The 16,871-nt window shown below is 65.8% G+C and carries 13 protein-coding genes; 2 read left to right on the plus strand and 11 right to left on the minus strand.

Annotated features, from left to right (window positions below; genetic code table 11):
• Positions 1–247: 247 nt before the first annotated feature.
• From NRB20_RS34290 to NRB20_RS34300, 3 genes are all read right to left on the minus strand, one after another.
• Positions 248–1,390: an FUSC family protein gene (locus NRB20_RS34290; RefSeq protein ID WP_319945770.1), complete on the minus strand. Its 1,143-nt coding sequence runs from the start codon at positions 1,388–1,390 to the stop codon at positions 248–250.
• 320 nt (positions 1,391–1,710) lie between these two features.
• Positions 1,711–2,157 (minus strand): DUF3151 domain-containing protein, encoded by a 447-nt coding sequence (locus tag NRB20_RS34295; protein ID WP_153415567.1) that lies wholly within the window; start codon positions 2,155–2,157, stop codon positions 1,711–1,713.
• Between the two features lie 628 nt (positions 2,158–2,785).
• A complete protein-coding gene (locus NRB20_RS34300) occupies positions 2,786–3,208 on the minus strand; it encodes a hypothetical protein (protein WP_153415568.1) in 423 nt (140 codons plus the stop codon).
• A gap of 2,974 nt (positions 3,209–6,182) precedes the next feature.
• On the opposite strand from NRB20_RS34300, the gene NRB20_RS34305 reads away from it, so the two are divergent.
• Positions 6,183–7,394, plus strand: coding sequence for an Rv0361 family membrane protein (locus NRB20_RS34305; protein ID WP_454786555.1), 1,212 nt, complete (start codon positions 6,183–6,185; stop codon positions 7,392–7,394).
• Between the two features lie 229 nt (positions 7,395–7,623).
• On the plus strand, positions 7,624–8,667 hold the full coding sequence (locus tag NRB20_RS34310; RefSeq protein ID WP_153415570.1) for a fused (3R)-hydroxyacyl-ACP dehydratase subunits HadA/HadB: 1,044 nt from the start codon (positions 7,624–7,626) through the stop codon (positions 8,665–8,667).
• Between the two features lie 134 nt (positions 8,668–8,801).
• Here the strand turns inward: NRB20_RS34310 and NRB20_RS34315 are convergent, their stop codons facing one another.
• From NRB20_RS34315 to NRB20_RS38670, 8 genes are all read right to left on the minus strand, one after another.
• Entirely contained in the window at positions 8,802–9,458 is a 657-nt protein-coding gene (locus NRB20_RS34315) for a hypothetical protein (RefSeq protein ID WP_153415571.1), read from the minus strand.
• 59 nt (positions 9,459–9,517) lie between these two features.
• Positions 9,518–12,049: a TPR repeat region-containing protein gene (locus NRB20_RS34320; protein WP_153415572.1), complete on the minus strand. Its 2,532-nt coding sequence runs from the start codon at positions 12,047–12,049 to the stop codon at positions 9,518–9,520.
• A gap of 12 nt (positions 12,050–12,061) precedes the next feature.
• Complete coding sequence (locus NRB20_RS34325) at positions 12,062–12,361, minus strand: hypothetical protein (RefSeq protein WP_153415573.1); 300 nt, start codon at positions 12,359–12,361, stop codon at positions 12,062–12,064.
• A 138-nt stretch (positions 12,362–12,499) separates the two neighbouring features.
• A complete protein-coding gene (locus tag NRB20_RS34330) occupies positions 12,500–13,216 on the minus strand; it encodes an ESX secretion-associated protein EspG (protein ID WP_153415574.1) in 717 nt (238 codons plus the stop codon).
• A complete protein-coding gene (locus NRB20_RS34335; RefSeq protein WP_153415575.1) occupies positions 13,213–14,739 on the minus strand; it encodes a WXG100 family type VII secretion target in 1,527 nt (508 codons plus the stop codon). Before NRB20_RS34335 ends, NRB20_RS34330 begins: the two co-directional genes overlap by 4 nt.
• 15 nt (positions 14,740–14,754) lie before the next feature.
• Positions 14,755–15,351: a DUF3558 domain-containing protein gene (locus NRB20_RS34340; protein WP_194290107.1), complete on the minus strand. Its 597-nt coding sequence runs from the start codon at positions 15,349–15,351 to the stop codon at positions 14,755–14,757.
• A gap of 62 nt (positions 15,352–15,413) precedes the next feature.
• Positions 15,414–15,797, minus strand: coding sequence for a hypothetical protein (locus tag NRB20_RS34345; RefSeq protein ID WP_153415577.1), 384 nt, complete (start codon positions 15,795–15,797; stop codon positions 15,414–15,416).
• Between the two features lie 761 nt (positions 15,798–16,558).
• Positions 16,559–16,871 (minus strand): hypothetical protein (locus tag NRB20_RS38670; RefSeq protein WP_227834141.1); only part of this gene is annotated, 313 nt, incomplete at its 5' end.

Raw genomic sequence — 16,871 nt, forward strand, 5'->3', positions numbered from 1 at the left:
GCACCGCCCGTACGAAGTTCCAACCGCGTCACCCCTCGTGCACGCGGTTCGACAATGAAGTTATCGGTGGTGGGAAGACCTCTCACGAGTAGTGCACTACCCGAACCTCGATCATCTTCGCGCTCGGATCGGCCGGTGAACCCGCAGTCGCGCAGGGGATTACGCGCGGGCGAATTGGTCCGGACCGAGCGGCATCCGCGCAGCTAACGGCACGGATTCCGGTGCGACGCCGGGTCGGTCGCGGGATTCAGTCCTGTGGTTCGACATAGGGGCGTTCGACGGTCGGCGGCAGCAACGCCATGGCCGACAGCCGCTTGACCCCGCACACCTGCATCAGATCGACCACGATGGAACGAAGTTGGGCGAACACCACGTGCGCGGACAGGCCCGCGCCGTCCACCAGATCGACCGTCGCGCGCTTGGCGACCCGGCGCAGCACGCGGGTGGCCTCGGCGGCGTCGGGCTGCTGGCCCGGGTCGGCGAGCATGTACTGCCGCACCACCTCCACGGCCTTGCCGAGATCCTCGACCTCCTCGACGATGCCGGGATCGAGGATCTCGTCGTCGCGGACCAGGGTCAGCGCGCGCCGCAGCAGCACGCGGATATTGCGCACGGCGTTGTCCAGCGGGTCCGCCGCCGCGCGGATCAGATCCAGGCGCGGGCGGGCGTTCCAGTACAGCGGGGAGATCCGGCTGACCTCGCGGCCGCCCTCCACCGCACTGCGCAGCGCGTCGATCTGCGCTTGCGTGCCGCGCGCGGATTGCAGTGCGGTGCGGATCTTTTCGGGGTCCTGCTCGTGCAGGCCGTCGGCGCAGTCGGTGAGGGCGCGGCCCATCACCGCGAGGATGTCGGCGGCCTGCTGCCGGGCGCGTCGCACCGGATGCAGCGGGAAGATCGCCACCACCGCGACCCCGACCAGGCCGCCGATCAGCGAATCCACCACGCGCAGTTCGGCTCCCCCACTGTGCGGCGGATACAGCGTCGCCACCAGCACCGCGGAACTGGCGGCCTGCATCGGGATGACGGCGCCGCGATCGAGGAACACCGCGGACCCCATCGCGACCGCGACGACCAGCGCCAGCTGCCACGGCCCGGTCCCCACCCAGGAGATGAACAGATCACCGATCCCGATGCCGACGCTGACCCCCGCGACCAGTTCCACCGACCGCCGGATCCGCGCCCCGAACGCCACCCCGATCGAGATGACCGCCGCGATCGGCGCGAAGAACGGTGACGCGTGCCCGATGAGGCGATGCGCGATGAACCACGCGATCCCCGCGCCCACCGCACATTGCAGGATCGGCAACGCGGATTTGCGCAGCCGTTGCCAACCGCTCAGCAGCCGCTCGGTACCGCTCTCCCGAACCGCACTGACGCTGAATGAATCCACGTTCAATGTTCTTGGCCTCCGCTCACTCCGGCGAGCCGCAACCCCGCCGACGGGCCGACTCTTCCCTCCTCGCGCCGATAGCCGGTATTGCTCCGGGGCGCGGCCCGCTGTTCGGCGTTTGTCGAAGGTCGACGAAACCGGATGGCTGCCGGTCGTCTTCTGCGGCACTACCTGCCCCGGCGATCCGGAATCGGCCCGGGAGCCGATGTCGATCCGAAGTCGATGAAACCGGGAACGCGGTTATCGGTCCGCGCCGTTCCAGAAGGTTCTCGGAGAGTAGTGCACATTCGCTGCGAATGTGCTCCCAGCGGCGGCGGTGCTCAGTCCAGGCCGAGTTCGGCGGCGGCGCGGGGGTCGCAGTCCTCGAGCAGGTCCAGGCAGCGGGCGTACTCGTCGGCCTCGCCGATGGTGCGGGCGGCGCGGGCCAGAGCGCCGACGCTGCGCAGGAAGCCGCGGTTGGGTTCGTGGCTCCACGGCACCGGGCCGAAACCCTTCCAGCCGTTGCGGCGCAACAGGTCCAGGCCGCGGTGGTAGCCGGTGCGGGCGAAGGCGTAGGCGGCGACCACGTCGGCGTCGATCGTGTCGGAACCGGTGGCCTCGAAACGGGTGAGCGCGGCCTCGGCCAGATGGGCCCAGGCGATGGAGGCCGTCGGGTGCGCGGCGGCGACCTGAACCGGATCCTGTTTCTCGAGCAGTGCCGATTCCGCATCCACATTCTCGGGCAGAAGTACCGGCTGCGGTCCGAGCAGATCACCGAAGGACGTCATGGCTCATCATCCTATGGCAGCCACAATCTGCACCGGTGTCCGAAATGCTCGTTAGGCTTGCCGGGACCGAACCGGATCCACCGAACGAAGGGTAGCGCGTGTCCGACCCGACCGACGATAAGAAGCCGCAGCCGGACTCCCCCGGCGCCGAGCGACGTCCGTCGTCCGGGTCCCCCGGATCCGCCCCCAACCAACTCCCCCGCCGCACCGCACCCAGCCTCCGCGACCAGATCCGCCGCGCCCCCGCTGACCGAAGCGACGCGGCCGGTGGTGATCGGGTGCCCGGCGACCAACGCAATCCAGCCGGAGGTCGAAGCCCCGGCAGCCGTGCACCCGGCGGTTCAGCGGATCAGCGTGATGCGGCCGACCAACGCAACCCGGTCGGCGGGCAGAACCCGGGCAGTCGTGCACCCGGCAGCCCGGTGCCTCCACCGAGTGCGGAGCCTCAGCTTTCCGGCTCTCCTCTGAACTCGAAAGCTGTTGCAGGCCAATCAGATTCACCATCGGCGGGTCCGATTCCGGCGAATCCGGGCCAGCGGCCGGGCAGCGGTCCCGCCGCTCCCCAACGCCCGGGCAATGCGCAGAAACCACCAGCTCCCGGCCGCCCCGGCGACGACCCGACATCACGTCAGGGTGGCGGGCCCGCCTCGCCCCGCCCGTCCGGACCACCCGCGGGCAATTCCCGTCCAGGCGACGGACCGACCACCGAATTCGCAGGCGGCCCAACCAGATCCACACCGGGCGCGACACGTCCCGGCAGCAGTCCGGCGATGAACACACCGAGCGGACCGACCCCGGGAACCAGTGCAGCACGGTCCGGCAACAGCCCGACGATGAACACACCCAGCGGACCGACCCCAGGAACCAGTACGGCACGTCCCGGCAGCGGTCCAGCGGCAAATGCACCGAGCGGACCGATCTCCGGGACCGGTGCGGCGCGACCGGTCGGCGGGTCCGCCCCCAACACTCCCGGCGATGGACCGACCGCGAAATTCGGGGGCGGCCCAGCCGGATCGACGCCGGGCAACCGGTCCGCCGCGAACTCGCCCACACCGCCCGGACCTGGCAACGGACCTACGCGGGTTCCAGGGGCAGGAAATCCGGGGAACGGCCGCGCGGTCGCGCCTGGCAATGAGCGGACTGCCAAGTCCGGGGGTAGGGCGGCGACTCCGGACGGCGGGCCGAACGCACCCGGCGGGCCGACGTCGCAGCGGTCCGGCGACGAGTCCACGACCAAATTCGCCGGATGGCCGAGCAGGACGGAACGTCCCGGTCAGATGCCTGGCTCGAATCCACCGCGCGTACCCGGCTCGCAGCGACCAGCGGACGAGTCGACAACGAAGTTCGCCGGATGGCCGAGCAGAGCGGACCGTCCACGCGACACACCGCCCTCGAATCCCCCCGGCGGTCCCGGATCGTCGCGCCCCGGCAGCGCAGCAGCAGGGGCCCCACGCCCCAGCGGCCCAGCCGATCGTTCGGGCAATCCAACCGACCGACCCGGTGGTACAGACAGCCGGTCCGGCGGCACACCCGACCGGCTTGGCAGCATCGGCAATCAGCCCGGTGGTCCGGTCGGTCAGCCCCGCAGCACCAACAATCGGCCCGATGGTCAGGCCGATCAGCCCAGCAGTGCCGACAACCGGCCCGGTGGCACGGTCGATCAGTCCGGCAGTACTGCCGATCGGCCCAGTGGTAGGGCTGATCAGCCGGGTGGTGGCGCCAACAGGCCCGGCGGATCGGCCAATCGTTCGGGCAATCCGGCCGACCGGTTCAGCGGTACAACCGATCAGTCCGGCAGCGTCGGCGGTCGGCCCGGTGGTCCGGGCGATCGGTCAGGCAGTGCGGGTGATCGGTCCGGGGATGGGCCGACTGCGAAGTTCGGGGGTGGCCCGGGCGGGGCGGGGCGGCCTGGTGGGATGCCGCCGAATTCGCCTGCGGGGCAGGGGAGCGGCGATGCGCAGACGGCGAAGTTCGTTGGTGGGGCGGTGCCTCCGGGTGGTCGCGATCCGCGATCGGTCAGCGGACCGCCGGGCAATCGGCGACCGGGTGACGGACCGGCCGGGGCACGGCCGGGAACGGGACCGAACCGGGGTGGACCCACGTCGGGCGACCCGGCTCGGCCAGGAACTCCGGATGCTCGCAGCGGCGGCCCCGGACAGGGTCCGACGCCGCCGAGTCAGCGCACACCGCACCCGACCAATCCAGCCCGCCCCGGCCCCGGACTCTTCGGCGCACTCCGAGCCTCCCGCGACCTGGTCAACCCACCGGGTCGATCCGGACCGCCCAGGCCGGGAGACGCACCAGCGACTCCGCCCGGACGCGCCGGCTCCGACCCATCCGGGCCCGCGAGGCTCGGCGGACCGGCACAGCGACCACCGGCGTCAGCGGGATCGACGTCCCGGTACAGCCCGGGCCAGGGCACACCTGCCGATCCGACGGCCCGACTCGGTGCGAACGCATCGAACGATCAGCGGCTCGGCGGACCGGCGAATCAGCCACCGGCATCAGCGGATTCGACGGCGCGAACCAGCAGCGACTCATCTGCCGGATCACGCCCGGCCCAAGGTGGTGCGGCCGAATCAACCTCACGGCGCAGCACGGACCCTACGGCCGCGCAGCCCGGCGAACCGGCGAATCGACCACCAGCATCGGCAGATTCGGCATCACGGTCCGGTATGCCTGCCAAAGGCCTTCCGGGGCAAGGGGATTCGGGCGAATCCGCGGCGCGGACCGAGGCGGGTGCGGCGGATACGGCGCGGTTCGGCAATGGTTCGGGGCGTGCGGCGGCCGGGAATATGCGGGCCGGTGACGGGCCGGGACGACAGCCTGCTTCGGCCGATTCGGCGGAGCGGGGGGTACAGACAGCTACGGGATCGCGGTTCGGCGGGATCGGTGAGGGGAAAATGGTGAATTCGAGTGGACAGGCCGGGGATTCGGCGAGCGGGAAGCGGCAGGTCGGCGGGACGGACTCGACTCCGTCCGGTGGTGGGACGTCGGCGGGAGCAGGTAGTGGGGCCGAGCAGGGCGCGAATCCGGGTGGGCGGCCCGGGGTCGGGTCGGCGGGTGCGGGCGGTGGTGCAGCTGCCGAATCCGGTGACCGGTCGGGGAACAGCACGTCCGCAGCGGACCAGGGTGACGGGCCGACTCGGGTGATGCCTGTGTCCGGGAAGCCGATCTCGGGGCGGGACACGGCGAGTTCGGCAGCCGGTCGCGGAACGTCCACCGAGTCAGCCGCCGGGCCCGGCACGGAAACATCGACCGGCTCAACAGCGCGGCAAGGCAAGGAAGTATCCACCGGCTCGACAGCGCAGCCTGCGACAGACAGCTCCAGCAGTTCGGCACCCCAGCCCGGGACCGTAGGCTCGGGCGGCTCAGCGCCCCAGCCCGGAACCGTGAACTCGGGCGGCTCAGCAGTCCGACCCGGAACCGTGAACTCGGGCGGCGCGGCACCCCAGCCCGGAACCGTCAGCTCGGGCGGCCCGGCGGTCCAACTCGGAACCGTGAACTCGGGCGGCGCGGCACCTCAGCCCGGAACCGTGAACTCCGGCGGCCCGGCAGTCCGACCCGGAACCGAGACAGCGGCACGGCCCGGGACATCTACCGGCGCAGCGGCACGGTCAGGGACGGGAGCAGCCGGTTCAGCGGAGGCTGGTTCGACGGCGGCTGGTTCAGCAGCGGCTGGTGCGGGGGCACCGGTGAACCCGGCAGGACGGCCGGGGGACTCCGAGACTTCGGCACAGCCGGGGTCAGGGCCGGGAGCGACTCGGCCAGGGACCGGAGCAGCCAGTTCAGCGACGGCGGCCGGTTCCACAGCAGCGGCGGGGTCGGGGGCACCGGCGAATCCGGCAGGGCGGCCGGGGGAGTCCGGGACCTCGGCACGGCCGGGAGCGACTCGGCCGGGGACCGGATCGGCCGCGAACCCCGCGGTGCGGCCGGGTGGTGGACCGGCGGCGGTGCCGCGGCCCGGTAGCGTGCCGCCTCCGAAGCCGACGGGCGGGCCGGGATCGTCGACACCGGCGGTGTCGATGCCGGGTGGTGCGCCCACTGCGGCTGGGGCAGCGAAGGATTCGGCGGGGGCGGCCGAGGCCGTCACCCAGGCGATAGGCAAGGGGGGAGCCGCGAAGCCGGGAACGTCCGACGACCCCGATCGCACTGTGCGGGAAGGGAAGTCGGAGCGGCCGGGCGCGGACGGTAAGACCGCGTTCATCCCCAAGTCGGCGCTGCCGGGCGGAAAGCCTTCCGGTGCGACGAAATCCGGGTCGACAGCCGAGCCGGACGACGAGCCGCCGATCGATCCGAAAACCGTTGCGCTCCCGATGGTCTCGGCCACCTCCGACGCGAAGACGACCATTCTCCCGGTGCAGCGCGCAGGCGAGCAGGCCACCGAGAAGATGCGGATCGACGGCAAACCCGGTGCGGCACAGGCTCCTTCGCGTCCGGCCAACTCGCCCGGAACCAAGGCCCCGTCACCGGCGGACGCACCCACCATCGCCGAACAGCAGCGCCCCCCGGCAGCCCCAAGCGGAGGGCAAGCCCTCAGCGGCCAACAAACCCCCGGCGGCCAGCAAGCTCTCGGTGGCCAACAGGCCCTCGGCAGCCAACAAGCCCCCAGCGGACAACAGACCGCGGGCGGCCAACAAGCCCCTGGCGGCCAACAAGCTCTGGGCGGCCAACAGACCCTCGGCGGACAGCAAGCCCCCGGCACCTCGCAACCCTTCGCAACACCGGCCCCGGCGGAACAACGCCCCATGGCCACCCCGCAACGCATCCCCGGAGCCCCCGAGGAACCCAAGCGCCGCCGACGACGCGGCCTGCTCATCGCGGGTGCGGCGATCATCCTGATCGTGGTGGTGATCGGCGTGATCATCGCCCTGGTCAGCGGTGGCGACGACTCCCCGGAGGCGAAGGTGAAGGCGGCCATCACCACCTACGCCAAGGCCCTGGACACCGGCAGCCTGCCCGACCTGCAGGCCGCCACCTGCGGCGCGCAGAACGATTTCTACAAGAGCATGGCGAAATCGCCCGACCAGTACGCGAGCGTGCACAAGCTCGCGGTCGATCAGCGCAAGATTCCCAAGGTCGACGCCGTGAACTCGGTCGAGATCACCGGCGACAAGGCGGTCGCGGAGGCCAGCACCTACACCGAGGCCGACCCCACCCGCGTCGCACGCACCTTCGACCTGCAGAACACCGCCGACGGCTGGAAGGTGTGTGATCTACCGAACGCCGCACAGTGAGTGTTCCCGCAGCCCCGTCGGCCGACGCTGTGACGTAGCGATCGGCCGTGCCCTGTGACGCTTTTGCGTCGTCGCGCGATAACCCTCACAGACACCTGGTCATCAGACCTACTCATCGGTAGAGTGGCCGAGTTGTCCGGCCGCGCCCACAGCCCGGGTGCGGCCCGCGCGATTTCAGCGCCGTTATTGCGTTTTACAGAGTAAGAGACAAGCAGGGGAGCACAGGGATATGCCGCAGCTGGCACCCGAAGCGTCGGCAACCAGGGAACTGATCGGTCAGCACTTCCGGATCCGCGATCACTACGACGTCGGCCGGGAGAAGGTCCGGGAATTCGCCCGCGCGGTCCAGAACAGCCATCCGGCACACGATTTCGAGGACGAGGCGGCCAAACTCGGCTACCAGCACATCGTCGCGCCGCCGACCTTCGCGGCCGTCATCGGCATGACCACCACGCAGGCGCTGCTGGATTCGGTGATGACCGACTACGACCTGTCCCAGGTCCTGCAGACCGATCAGCTCTTCGAGATCCACCGCCCGATCCAGGTCGGCGCCCGCGTCACCAGCGAGGTGAAGATCGAGTCGATCCGCCAGGTGCGCGGCAACGACTTCGTCACCGTGCGGGTCGCGATGCTCGACGCGGACGGCGAGGTCGCGGTCGTCGCGACGGTGACGATCGTGGCGCGCGTGGGCCAGGAGGTCGATCCCGATATCGCGCGGCTGGTCGAGGGCCTGGTGATGCAGCGCCGCGAGGTCGCCGAATCCGCGCCCGAGGTGCTCATCCCGATGGCCGAGACGCAGGCCCGCCCGCTGCCGTCGCTGGCGGAGTCCCGCGCGGACACCGAGGTGCACACGATCCCGCGCTTCGAGGAACTGTCGGTCGGCGATCAGCTGCCGATCGCCCGAATGCGGCTCACCCGTGGGGATCTGGTGAACTACGCCGGTGTCGCCTCGGACCCGAATCCGATCCACTTCAGCGACCGCGCCGCCGAACTGGCCGGTCTGCCGACCGTGGTGGCACACGGCCTGCTCACCATGGGCCTGGGCGCGGACTACCTGAGCTCCTGGCTCGGCGACCCGACCGCGATCGAGTCCTACAGCGTCCGCTTCGCCGGCCTGGTCCCGGTCGAGGCCGCCGCACCCGCCGAGATCGAATTCAGCGCAAAGGTCAAATCCCTTGACCCCGAACGCAATACGGCGACGCTACTGATCTCGGGAACATCGGCTGGGAAGAAGCTCTTCGGCCGAGCCATCGCGATGGTTCAACTGAGCTGAGATCCTCATCAATGGGCATCAAGCCGATGCGGGAGATTGAGCACGAGGCTGAGGCGTTGAGATTCCGGGTTGGCAGGGCTGTGCTCATAGAGGCGCTCTGGCCGTTACACGTGATCAAACTCGGATAGTGCAGGCTATTTCGGGTGGGATGTTGGCGATGGAGTGGCCTGAATGAATGGTTCAGGCGCAAATTTATCGCACTGATTGACGGCGTCCCGCTTGTCGATGTATCCGAATGCAACAATCAGCATTCGGGGTGTTTTTGTATAGCTGGAGTTCGTGCCTGATGGCTGCGTTGTCTCTTCGACAGTCACTGTACTGGCTCCAATTACGCGAGCGTTCGGCATCTCTGGCTCCGTTTTCAAATGCCCGTCGACAACGGAAAACTCTCCGGGAGTATTGAACTCGCAGAGCGTTATCTCCTGCCCATTAGCAGCGGGCGTGGAGCTGGTAGCACGAACCAATTCGCCACCGGTAGATGGTATGCCGACATGCCAACCTGCCCAATCGTATTTAGTGACTTTATGGGCGGCAATGACACGCTCGTTGTAACTGTTCAACAGATCGGTAGAGAAGTCGTTTGCGGCCAGGAATCGCAGACGTTTGGCTTCCGTTTCCGCTGCGAACTGCGCTGATTCCTTCGCGCTCCCTGTCAGCGATCCCGCGACGTCCCAGTCGGTTGTTTCGGGTGGATACGAAGCAGGGGTGCCGGGCGTTGCTGGTGTTGTCGACAACTTTGGTGATGCGGGGCTTTTGGGTTCGTCTCCGCAAGAGGTGACCAGGGCTGCCATGGTAGCCAGTAGTACCAGCCCGACGGCGGGCAACCTGCTCGACTCTTTTCTGGGCTTCATTATTTTGAACCGGGATCGGTAGTTTGCAACAATTCTCCGCCTCCATTGAGAAATTTCTTCAATTTACCCTGAGTGTCATCCAGTCCGATCAGTGCGTTGATATCCGCGTTGGATTTGTATGAATTGCTGTACGAATCCAGGTTATGATTGCTCATATACTGTGTGATCGCGTTGCGGGTCGCTTTGTCGGTTGAATCGCTCAGCTGGAGCGGGCCACTGTGATCGCTATTCGTCAGGTTGGGTGGCAGCTGCCCGTTATTATAGGCGGAATTAAGCAGCTGATTGGATACCTCGTTGTGGAGGATTGAATCCACCTGCGTTTGACTCGGAGTCTGGATGCTCGGAGTTTCGGGCTTCGGGTTCCATTTTTCAATGGCCGCGTCCATCCATTTGTCCGGCAGCCCGCTGGTGTATTGTTTGGCCGGGTCTTGGAGGCCGTTGGGCAGGAGTTCCGTCATCGGTTTGATGACTTTGTCAGCAGGGTTCACGGCATCGACCAGGCTCTTGGCTGTCTCGGCGGCCTGCTGGTGACTTTCGTACACCTTCATCGCCGCGTTGTGGGCGGCGTCAGCTCCGCTTTGGTCTTGATAGAAGAGCGCATTGTATTGCTGGGCGGTCATGCGCGAGTTCAGTGACTGGATATTGTTCTGATCATCGAGGAGGGCAAGATTTTTCCCGATATCGCCACCTTGTTTCATCGCCTCGTCGTAGAAGGTGTTCTCCCGCAAGGTTCTGGCGGTGTCCAGGAGGTGGCGGCCGTCTTCGGATTGATTGCTCAGGAACAGGAGCCGGTCACCTTCGTCACGGCCGATAATAACGTCGGTGGAAGTTGGTTTCGGGTAAGTGTTGGCGTCAGTGACCGGGAATGTGACGGTCTTGTGCTGGTCGCCGTAGGAGAGCATGTCCAAGTTCGGGGCGAGGACTTTCGACAACCCGGTGGCGAGTTCGGGGTTCTTCTTGAACAGCTCGGCGTTGTTCTCGAACGTGGTGTGCCCGCCGGTGCCCATCGTCAAGCCCGACTTGCCGTCTTCAGTGTGGGTCGGGGAGAACACTTCAGGCAGGGCGGCGAGGGTCTTGCGGGACAGGTCGCCGTCGGGGGTTTGGTCGTGGGTGTGTTCGCCCGCCCAGTCGTAGAGCTGGGAGGCGAGTTTGCCTTTGTCGCCCCAGTCGTGGTTGAAGATTTCGTTGCGGAAGGTTTTCGGGTCGGCGTAGATGTCGCCGGGGGTGTGGACTTGTTCGGTGGGGTTGCTCAGGAGTTGGTAGTCGGTTTGGTGGTTGCGGGTGGCCAGGTCGAGGTAGGACTTGGCGGCGTCGCTGATTCCGGGTTTGTCGATGTCGAAGTATTTGTCGCCGATGTCGAACGCGCCTTCGTGTTTGAATCCGTCGACCATGGAGGTGACGGCGGGGTTGTGGCCGTCGAGGTAGCTGGCCATGCTTGCCGAGGTTGCGGCCATCTGGCCGGACATGGCGGTGCCGGGCACGAAGCCGGGGTTCGCCTCGCCGAGGAGTTTCGCGAACTTGGTTTGGTCTTCGAGCCGGGTCTTCATCTCCAGCGCGGTTTTGGGTGGGTTGGCTTCGAGCCGGTCACCGACCAGGTGCTGCATGTAGGAGGGGAGCTGGTTGATTCCGCCGGGATGGAATGTTCCGTCCGCGCTGGTGCTGCCGACCTTCTCGTTGGAGGTCATGAGGATCGCGTTGGCGAGGTTGTCGCGTTGCATCCCGGCGATGTTGGTTTTGATGCCGGAGTTCGCGGCGGTCGTCTCTTCCTGGCTGAGTTGGTCCGAGAGCGCGAACAGGCCGTCCTTGCCGGAGTTCTTGAAGAATTCGCGGTAGTAGTCCTGCACGTCGGTGGGGATGTCGGTGACCTGTTTGCCAGCGGCGAGGTCTTGCAGATCCTGTGGGGTGAGCTGGTATTGGGGCATGCCGGCCGCGATGGCGTCGATCGCGGCGCGGTCGTGGTTACGGGCAGCGTCGGCCAGGCGGGTGCCGTCCTCGCCGCCGAGCCGTGCACCGGCGTTGGGTGCCTCGTCGACCTCGATGGACGATCCGAACAGGTCTCCCGCGGCGCGGATGAGTTCACCGCGGCTGGTCAGCAGTCGGCCGAGTTCGGCTTCGGCTTGGGCGAGTTCGCGGTAGGCGGTGTTGATCGCGTCCTGATGCGCGTGGACGTCGGTGGCGTTGGTGCCCGAACACACCCAGTTGTCGGCGACCTTCAGGTTCGCGCCTACGGCATCAGCGGCCTTGGCGCGCAACACATCCCGATGCGAGGACACGTTCGCGACCGACGTCCCGAACGCGGTCAGAAAATCACCGATGTCGTAATAAACCTTGCGCGCCTCGTCGTGATCCTGCCCCACACGGTCGTAGGCGGCGTAGAAGGCCGTGCCCATCCAGTTGTCACCCTGATCGGTGAAGAACTTGCGTGCCTTGTCGATCTGCTCGAGCATCGTCTCATTGCTGTCGTGCACCGCGACGGCCCAGTCTCTGAGCGCCTGCAGATTCCAGCGGTCCAGCTCTGAACGTAGTGCCATTGTCCGATCCCCCTATTTGTGAAAGTCGAGTTCGCGCATCTTCTGGGCGAACTGGACGTCGGTCATGTGCAGATCCTTGGCGCACGTGGTGACTTTCGTGGCCAGATCCTTCATGCGCTGTCCGACCCGCAGGAACGCTCCGTCGATTTCCGTGCTGACTTGGCTGAACTCGGTCGGCACCGTCGAGCCCGGCATGGCACCGACGACACCATTCACCTTCTCATCAGCAACCTTGAGCCCGACGATCGCACCACCGATCGTCGTCAACGATCCGGCCAGCCGCTCCAGCTCATTGATATCGGCCTTGAGCACAACACCACCCCCTGCTGTCATCATCTATGGTCGAGCTCGTTACGACCGACCATCCCATATCGGACATAAACGTATCAGTCGCGCAGAAACCTGTGAACCCGAAGCGTTTTCGGCCGAACCTGGCCTCGATGGACGGCTTTATCGAACCTGTGCGAGCGCGCACAGGTGCCTGATCAGCTTGTCGTCACCGACGGGAGCGAGAGTCAGATCGTGCCCGTCAGCCAGGAGATACCGGCCATCTCCACTGAAATCGAGCCAGGTGCGATGGACAGGCGGCGGCGACATCGGGTTGTTCGGAAGTACCGTGACCGTGAGGTACCCGCGTGCATCGATCGGCCGCGATAGTGCTTGTCGCAGCCGCTTCGCACGGCGGCTGTCAGCTGTCTCCTGCCATTGGCCAGGATCGGGATACAGCACCGGCTCTCGTGGTTCCTGCATTCTGTCGAGTCGTCCCGCGGGCACAGACCCCATCACGATCAGCAAATTTTTCGCGACGCTGCCGGCCGTGCAGGAGAGCACGGTGATCTTCTCGGATGTTGCCAGCACTGCCGCGCCCCATGTTTCGAAGACCACTCCGAGCCCCAGAATCGGGTCCGGCTGCCGTCGGCCGTCGGTGAACTTGTCGCCGAACGCCGTGATTCTGGTGACGTCGGGACGAGCGATGAACCGCAGCGTACTCGTCAGTTCGGGGTCAGCATTGACCGGAAACCGTTCGGGTAAGCGCAGTGCCGCCTGTTCACTTTCGGTTGCCGCCGCGCCTGCCGGTGCGAGGTTGACCGGATACGGACGCCGATCCCCACCTGTTTCGGTCGCCCAGACGTAGGTGAACTCATCGTGGGTGAACGACCAGATCACAGGGCGTCTCCCATTGGCCCCTTGCCGACGATTATCGGCTGTTCCCCATCCACCGGACCTTTCCCCGCAACGGTCTTCGGCTCAGCATCCATCGGCCCCTTGCCGACGGCAATCTGCGGCGTGACATCCGTCGATGCATTGCCGACTGCGGTCTTCGGCACGCCCATCGGTCCATTACCGATATGAGGCTCGGGCTTGGCCGGGGTAGTCCCAGTGGTCTGAGGTACGGACGGTGCCGGAGATTGATCATGGTCAGGATTGATGCCGATCACACCCGCACCCGCCTCGGCGAATTCGGCCAGCTCCGAATACCTGCGCCGCAAGTACTCGGGGCTGGTTTTGGAGCGCTCGTCCGATTCCTGACGCCCGTGCCCCTGACCGGCATGCGGCATTCCGCTCGACGCTTGCCGCTGCGACGCCGGTTGCGTCTGGGGCGATCGCTCCGACGAATTCGATTGTGCCGTAGCCGGAGTCGGCTCGCCAGGCTTCGCGATGCCTGGGCCACCACCTGATGGTGACTTCGCCCCATCCGGCGTGCTCGGAGTCATCGGGCCGACTCCGAGTGCGTTGGAACCCGGGGCATTACCAGTAGCCGCGGTGGAATTCATCGTTGACGGAGTCGAGGTCGCCGCAGCCGGGCTGGTGCTTGTCGACAGGCCGGAGTTCGATGCAGCAGCTGTGGTCGACGGCGAACTGGCCGAAGCCGAATGAGTTTGATCAGAGGGTGAATTCGACTGAGGCCCAACGTTTTGCGTCTGATCCTTAGGCTTTCCATCCCCAGAGTTGCCGTTCTTGTTTTCAGCATCATGAGTGCTCTGGGGGCCAGATTGTTCCGCTTGTAGCGCAGGTTTACTGGTTGCAGCAGGTGCAGGTGTTCCCGGATTCGCAGGTACCTCGGGCTGCTGCTGAGGTGCAACGAACCGGGGTACCGAATCCCCAGATGCGGGCATCGTGGGGTTGTACACGAAGTTCATCGTGTCTCGCACGCCAGCCTCGGCCTCGGCCGCCGCCGTGTTGTACGCCGTGCGCTGAGCAGCACCTTCTGCGGCTTCCTTGGCTGGATTCGAGTCTTCCTGATAAGGAGCAGCGGGAGGCGGGATCGCCGCCTTGACAGTCTGCGCGGCAGAGGAATTCAAATCCATCAACCGCTGCACGGTCGTCGCCGTGCTATGCGTTTCCTCACTCGCCGACAGCAACGTGCTGATCGCCTTCTGTGCCGACTCGGCTGCTTCCCCGGACCATTCGGCCAACTCGCGTTTCACTACCCGCGAGTACTCATCGAACAAGTCGTGCAGCTTCTGAGCCCGATCGCTCCAGTGAGACGCCGTCTGACCGAGCGCATCCGGGCTCAGCTTCTCGTGAACCAGATCCCAAATCTGCTGATGCGTATAGGAATTGAACTGCTCACGATCAGCGACGTATGCCCCGTCAACTCCCGCTGCTCCGAATCCGCTGATATGAGCCAACTCCGACTCTTGCAGCCGGATGTCGTCTGCGATCTCGTTCTTCGTCCGTCTACCCATATCGCCCCCGGTGACTCAGTTGTTCCCAACGCGCGGCAGGATTCCCTGCACGAGATCGGTCATGCCCGAACATCTTTCAGGCGTCGGGCCGTTGATGTGATCGGCGAAGATTCTCCGCAGGAAGTTGATGTACCCCGCTTTGGTCTGGACCAGCACAGTGCATGTACCCGGATCTGTCTCCCGCGCAATCATCGCCTGGCGACCAGCGATGGTCGTATCCTGGATCTGGGCACCGAGGCTCGTTTCGTTGGATCTGCCCTCGTCCATAGTTCGATTGCCCGACAAGATATTCAGCGAGTAGGCCCTGTCCGGCGATCGGACCGAACAGCTCAAGAATGTGTACTCGGCGTTGATATCCGCAGGCCGCTTTCGCGTCGCGGGGTCATATCCGAGACGGGTCAGCGTCGCATCATCGATCCATGTGCACGGGTCGAACACGACATCGGGGCGACCGCCTTGATTGTGCTGCGCCGGAGGCTGCAAGCTCGGCACTGTCAAAGTCGGAAATGGTGCAGTACCAATCGATTTCGATACAGTGGTCTCACTGGCTGTCGATGTCGCAGTCGTTGAACCGTGCTGAGAAGTGCTGCACCCCAGGGTAATCAATGCCACTGCAACGAGGCCAGCAGCACTTGACGCTCGACGGCGGCTGACGCAAAGCCTCCGCAACAAGTTCATGCGTTCCCCTCGAGCGCCTGGGCTGAGAATTTGAGCGCGGCCGCATTCGCAGCATCCGCTTCGACAAGCTTCCCAGCTGCCAACCACGCCGCCTTGTTCTGCATCGTCACCAGCTTCAATGCCTTCAGCGTGGTGATGTATTCCTGCCCCTTGGCCCCGAACCCTTGCGCTAGTGCGCGACCGGAAGGTAGGTCCGGGAAGCCGGTCACATGGATGAGCGGATCGGAAGCATCGATCTCGTCCTCCAAACCGGCAATGAGCTTATCGCTCGCTGCGGCAAGCCGCTTCGCGCTGTCCACCGGCATCACGAAGTGCCCGGCCTTCGCTGCCGCATAGGCGGCCTGGGCATCCTTCTGTCCCTTGTCCGGTAGGTCTGCCACGGTGCTCTGCCCCCTCGATATCACCAGCTGGGCTCATCTCGGCAAGCCCCGTCCAGCACGCAGTTTATCAGCGGGCCTGAGTCAGCGGGCGGCCGATGAGCAACGGCACGGCCCATCGCAGCCGCTGACCAGGTCATTCCGGTAACACACGGACCAACACCCGAGACACTCTGATCGCCCGGTCCGTGGGCGAGACAAGGCTTTCCGGACTGATCCTGAGGACATCGATGGTGCATGAGCCCTGCGAAGTGGGAAAGAGTAGACAGCAACGGTCTCCGCTGTGGTCGGAGCCCGGCTGGTATCGATAGGCGGTGCGTTCGGCAATACTGGTGGGGTAGAACTCGATTCGGCGCTCTTTGCGACGGAAGTCATCGACCGTACGGCTCTGGGACCATACGTTGATCGCGTAGGTTCGCCACCGGTCGATCCCGCCGCATCGCTTGAAGCCCGACACATCCGGGCGACCGGCAATACTCGTGGTCAGGGCGGCGGGCACGACGCCGATCTCCTCCCACATCTCAGGAGGGATCCGACGTGGATCCCACAGTGGTGCAGTAGATTCCATTCGATTCTCCGGTCATTCGATTCGGTTGGTGCGAGATGAACTCGGGCTCGATCCCGGATCGGGGCTCGGCCGAGAAGCGGACTGCCATTGGTCCATGGCTGCGGCGAAACGTTCCAACGTCTCCAGGTCGAGCCGATCCACGGGCGGCATCTTCGGGTATCGATGCCTACCTGGAACACGTTGGGGCAGTGTCCGATCAGGTGAGAAGTTCGTAGCATCCACGGATGTAGGCCGCTTCGGGGATCAGGGTGATGACGTCGCAGAATCGCATCACCTCGGCGAGTTGGATATGCGCTTCGGTCGCTACCATCACGGCATCAGGCCGCCAATTGACCACCAGCGCAGTGATATTCGGCATCAGCTCAGTATCGACAGCTGCTAGCCTGGATCTTGCGCCGGGCCTGCGGCCCGGCGTGATCGGGTTCGGATTGGTTGTTTGCCGCTGATCAGCGGCTTTCGGGCAATCTTGGGTGGCCCGGTCGGCGGGTTGGCCGCCGGGCTCCACGGGC

Origin of the sequence: Nocardia macrotermitis, from assembly GCF_009604405.1 — a bacterium.
Classification (GTDB): Bacteria; Actinomycetota; Actinomycetes; order Mycobacteriales; family Mycobacteriaceae; genus Nocardia; species Nocardia macrotermitis.

Excerpts from the sequence above, each read along its gene's own strand:
- NRB20_RS34295 (WP_153415567.1), bottom strand. The coding sequence starts at position 2,157 with ATGACGTCCTTCGGTGATCTGCTCGGACCGCAGCCGGTACTTCTGCCC.
- NRB20_RS34305 (WP_454786555.1), top strand. The coding sequence starts at position 6,183 with ATGCCGGGTGGTGCGCCCACTGCGGCTGGGGCAGCGAAGGATTCGGCG.
- NRB20_RS34310 (WP_153415570.1), top strand. The coding sequence starts at position 7,624 with ATGCCGCAGCTGGCACCCGAAGCGTCGGCAACCAGGGAACTGATCGGT.
- NRB20_RS34315 (WP_153415571.1), bottom strand. The coding sequence starts at position 9,458 with ATGGCAGCCCTGGTCACCTCTTGCGGAGACGAACCCAAAAGCCCCGCA.
- NRB20_RS34320 (WP_153415572.1), bottom strand. The coding sequence starts at position 12,049 with ATGGCACTACGTTCAGAGCTGGACCGCTGGAATCTGCAGGCGCTCAGA.
- NRB20_RS34335 (WP_153415575.1), bottom strand. The coding sequence starts at position 14,739 with ATGGGTAGACGGACGAAGAACGAGATCGCAGACGACATCCGGCTGCAA.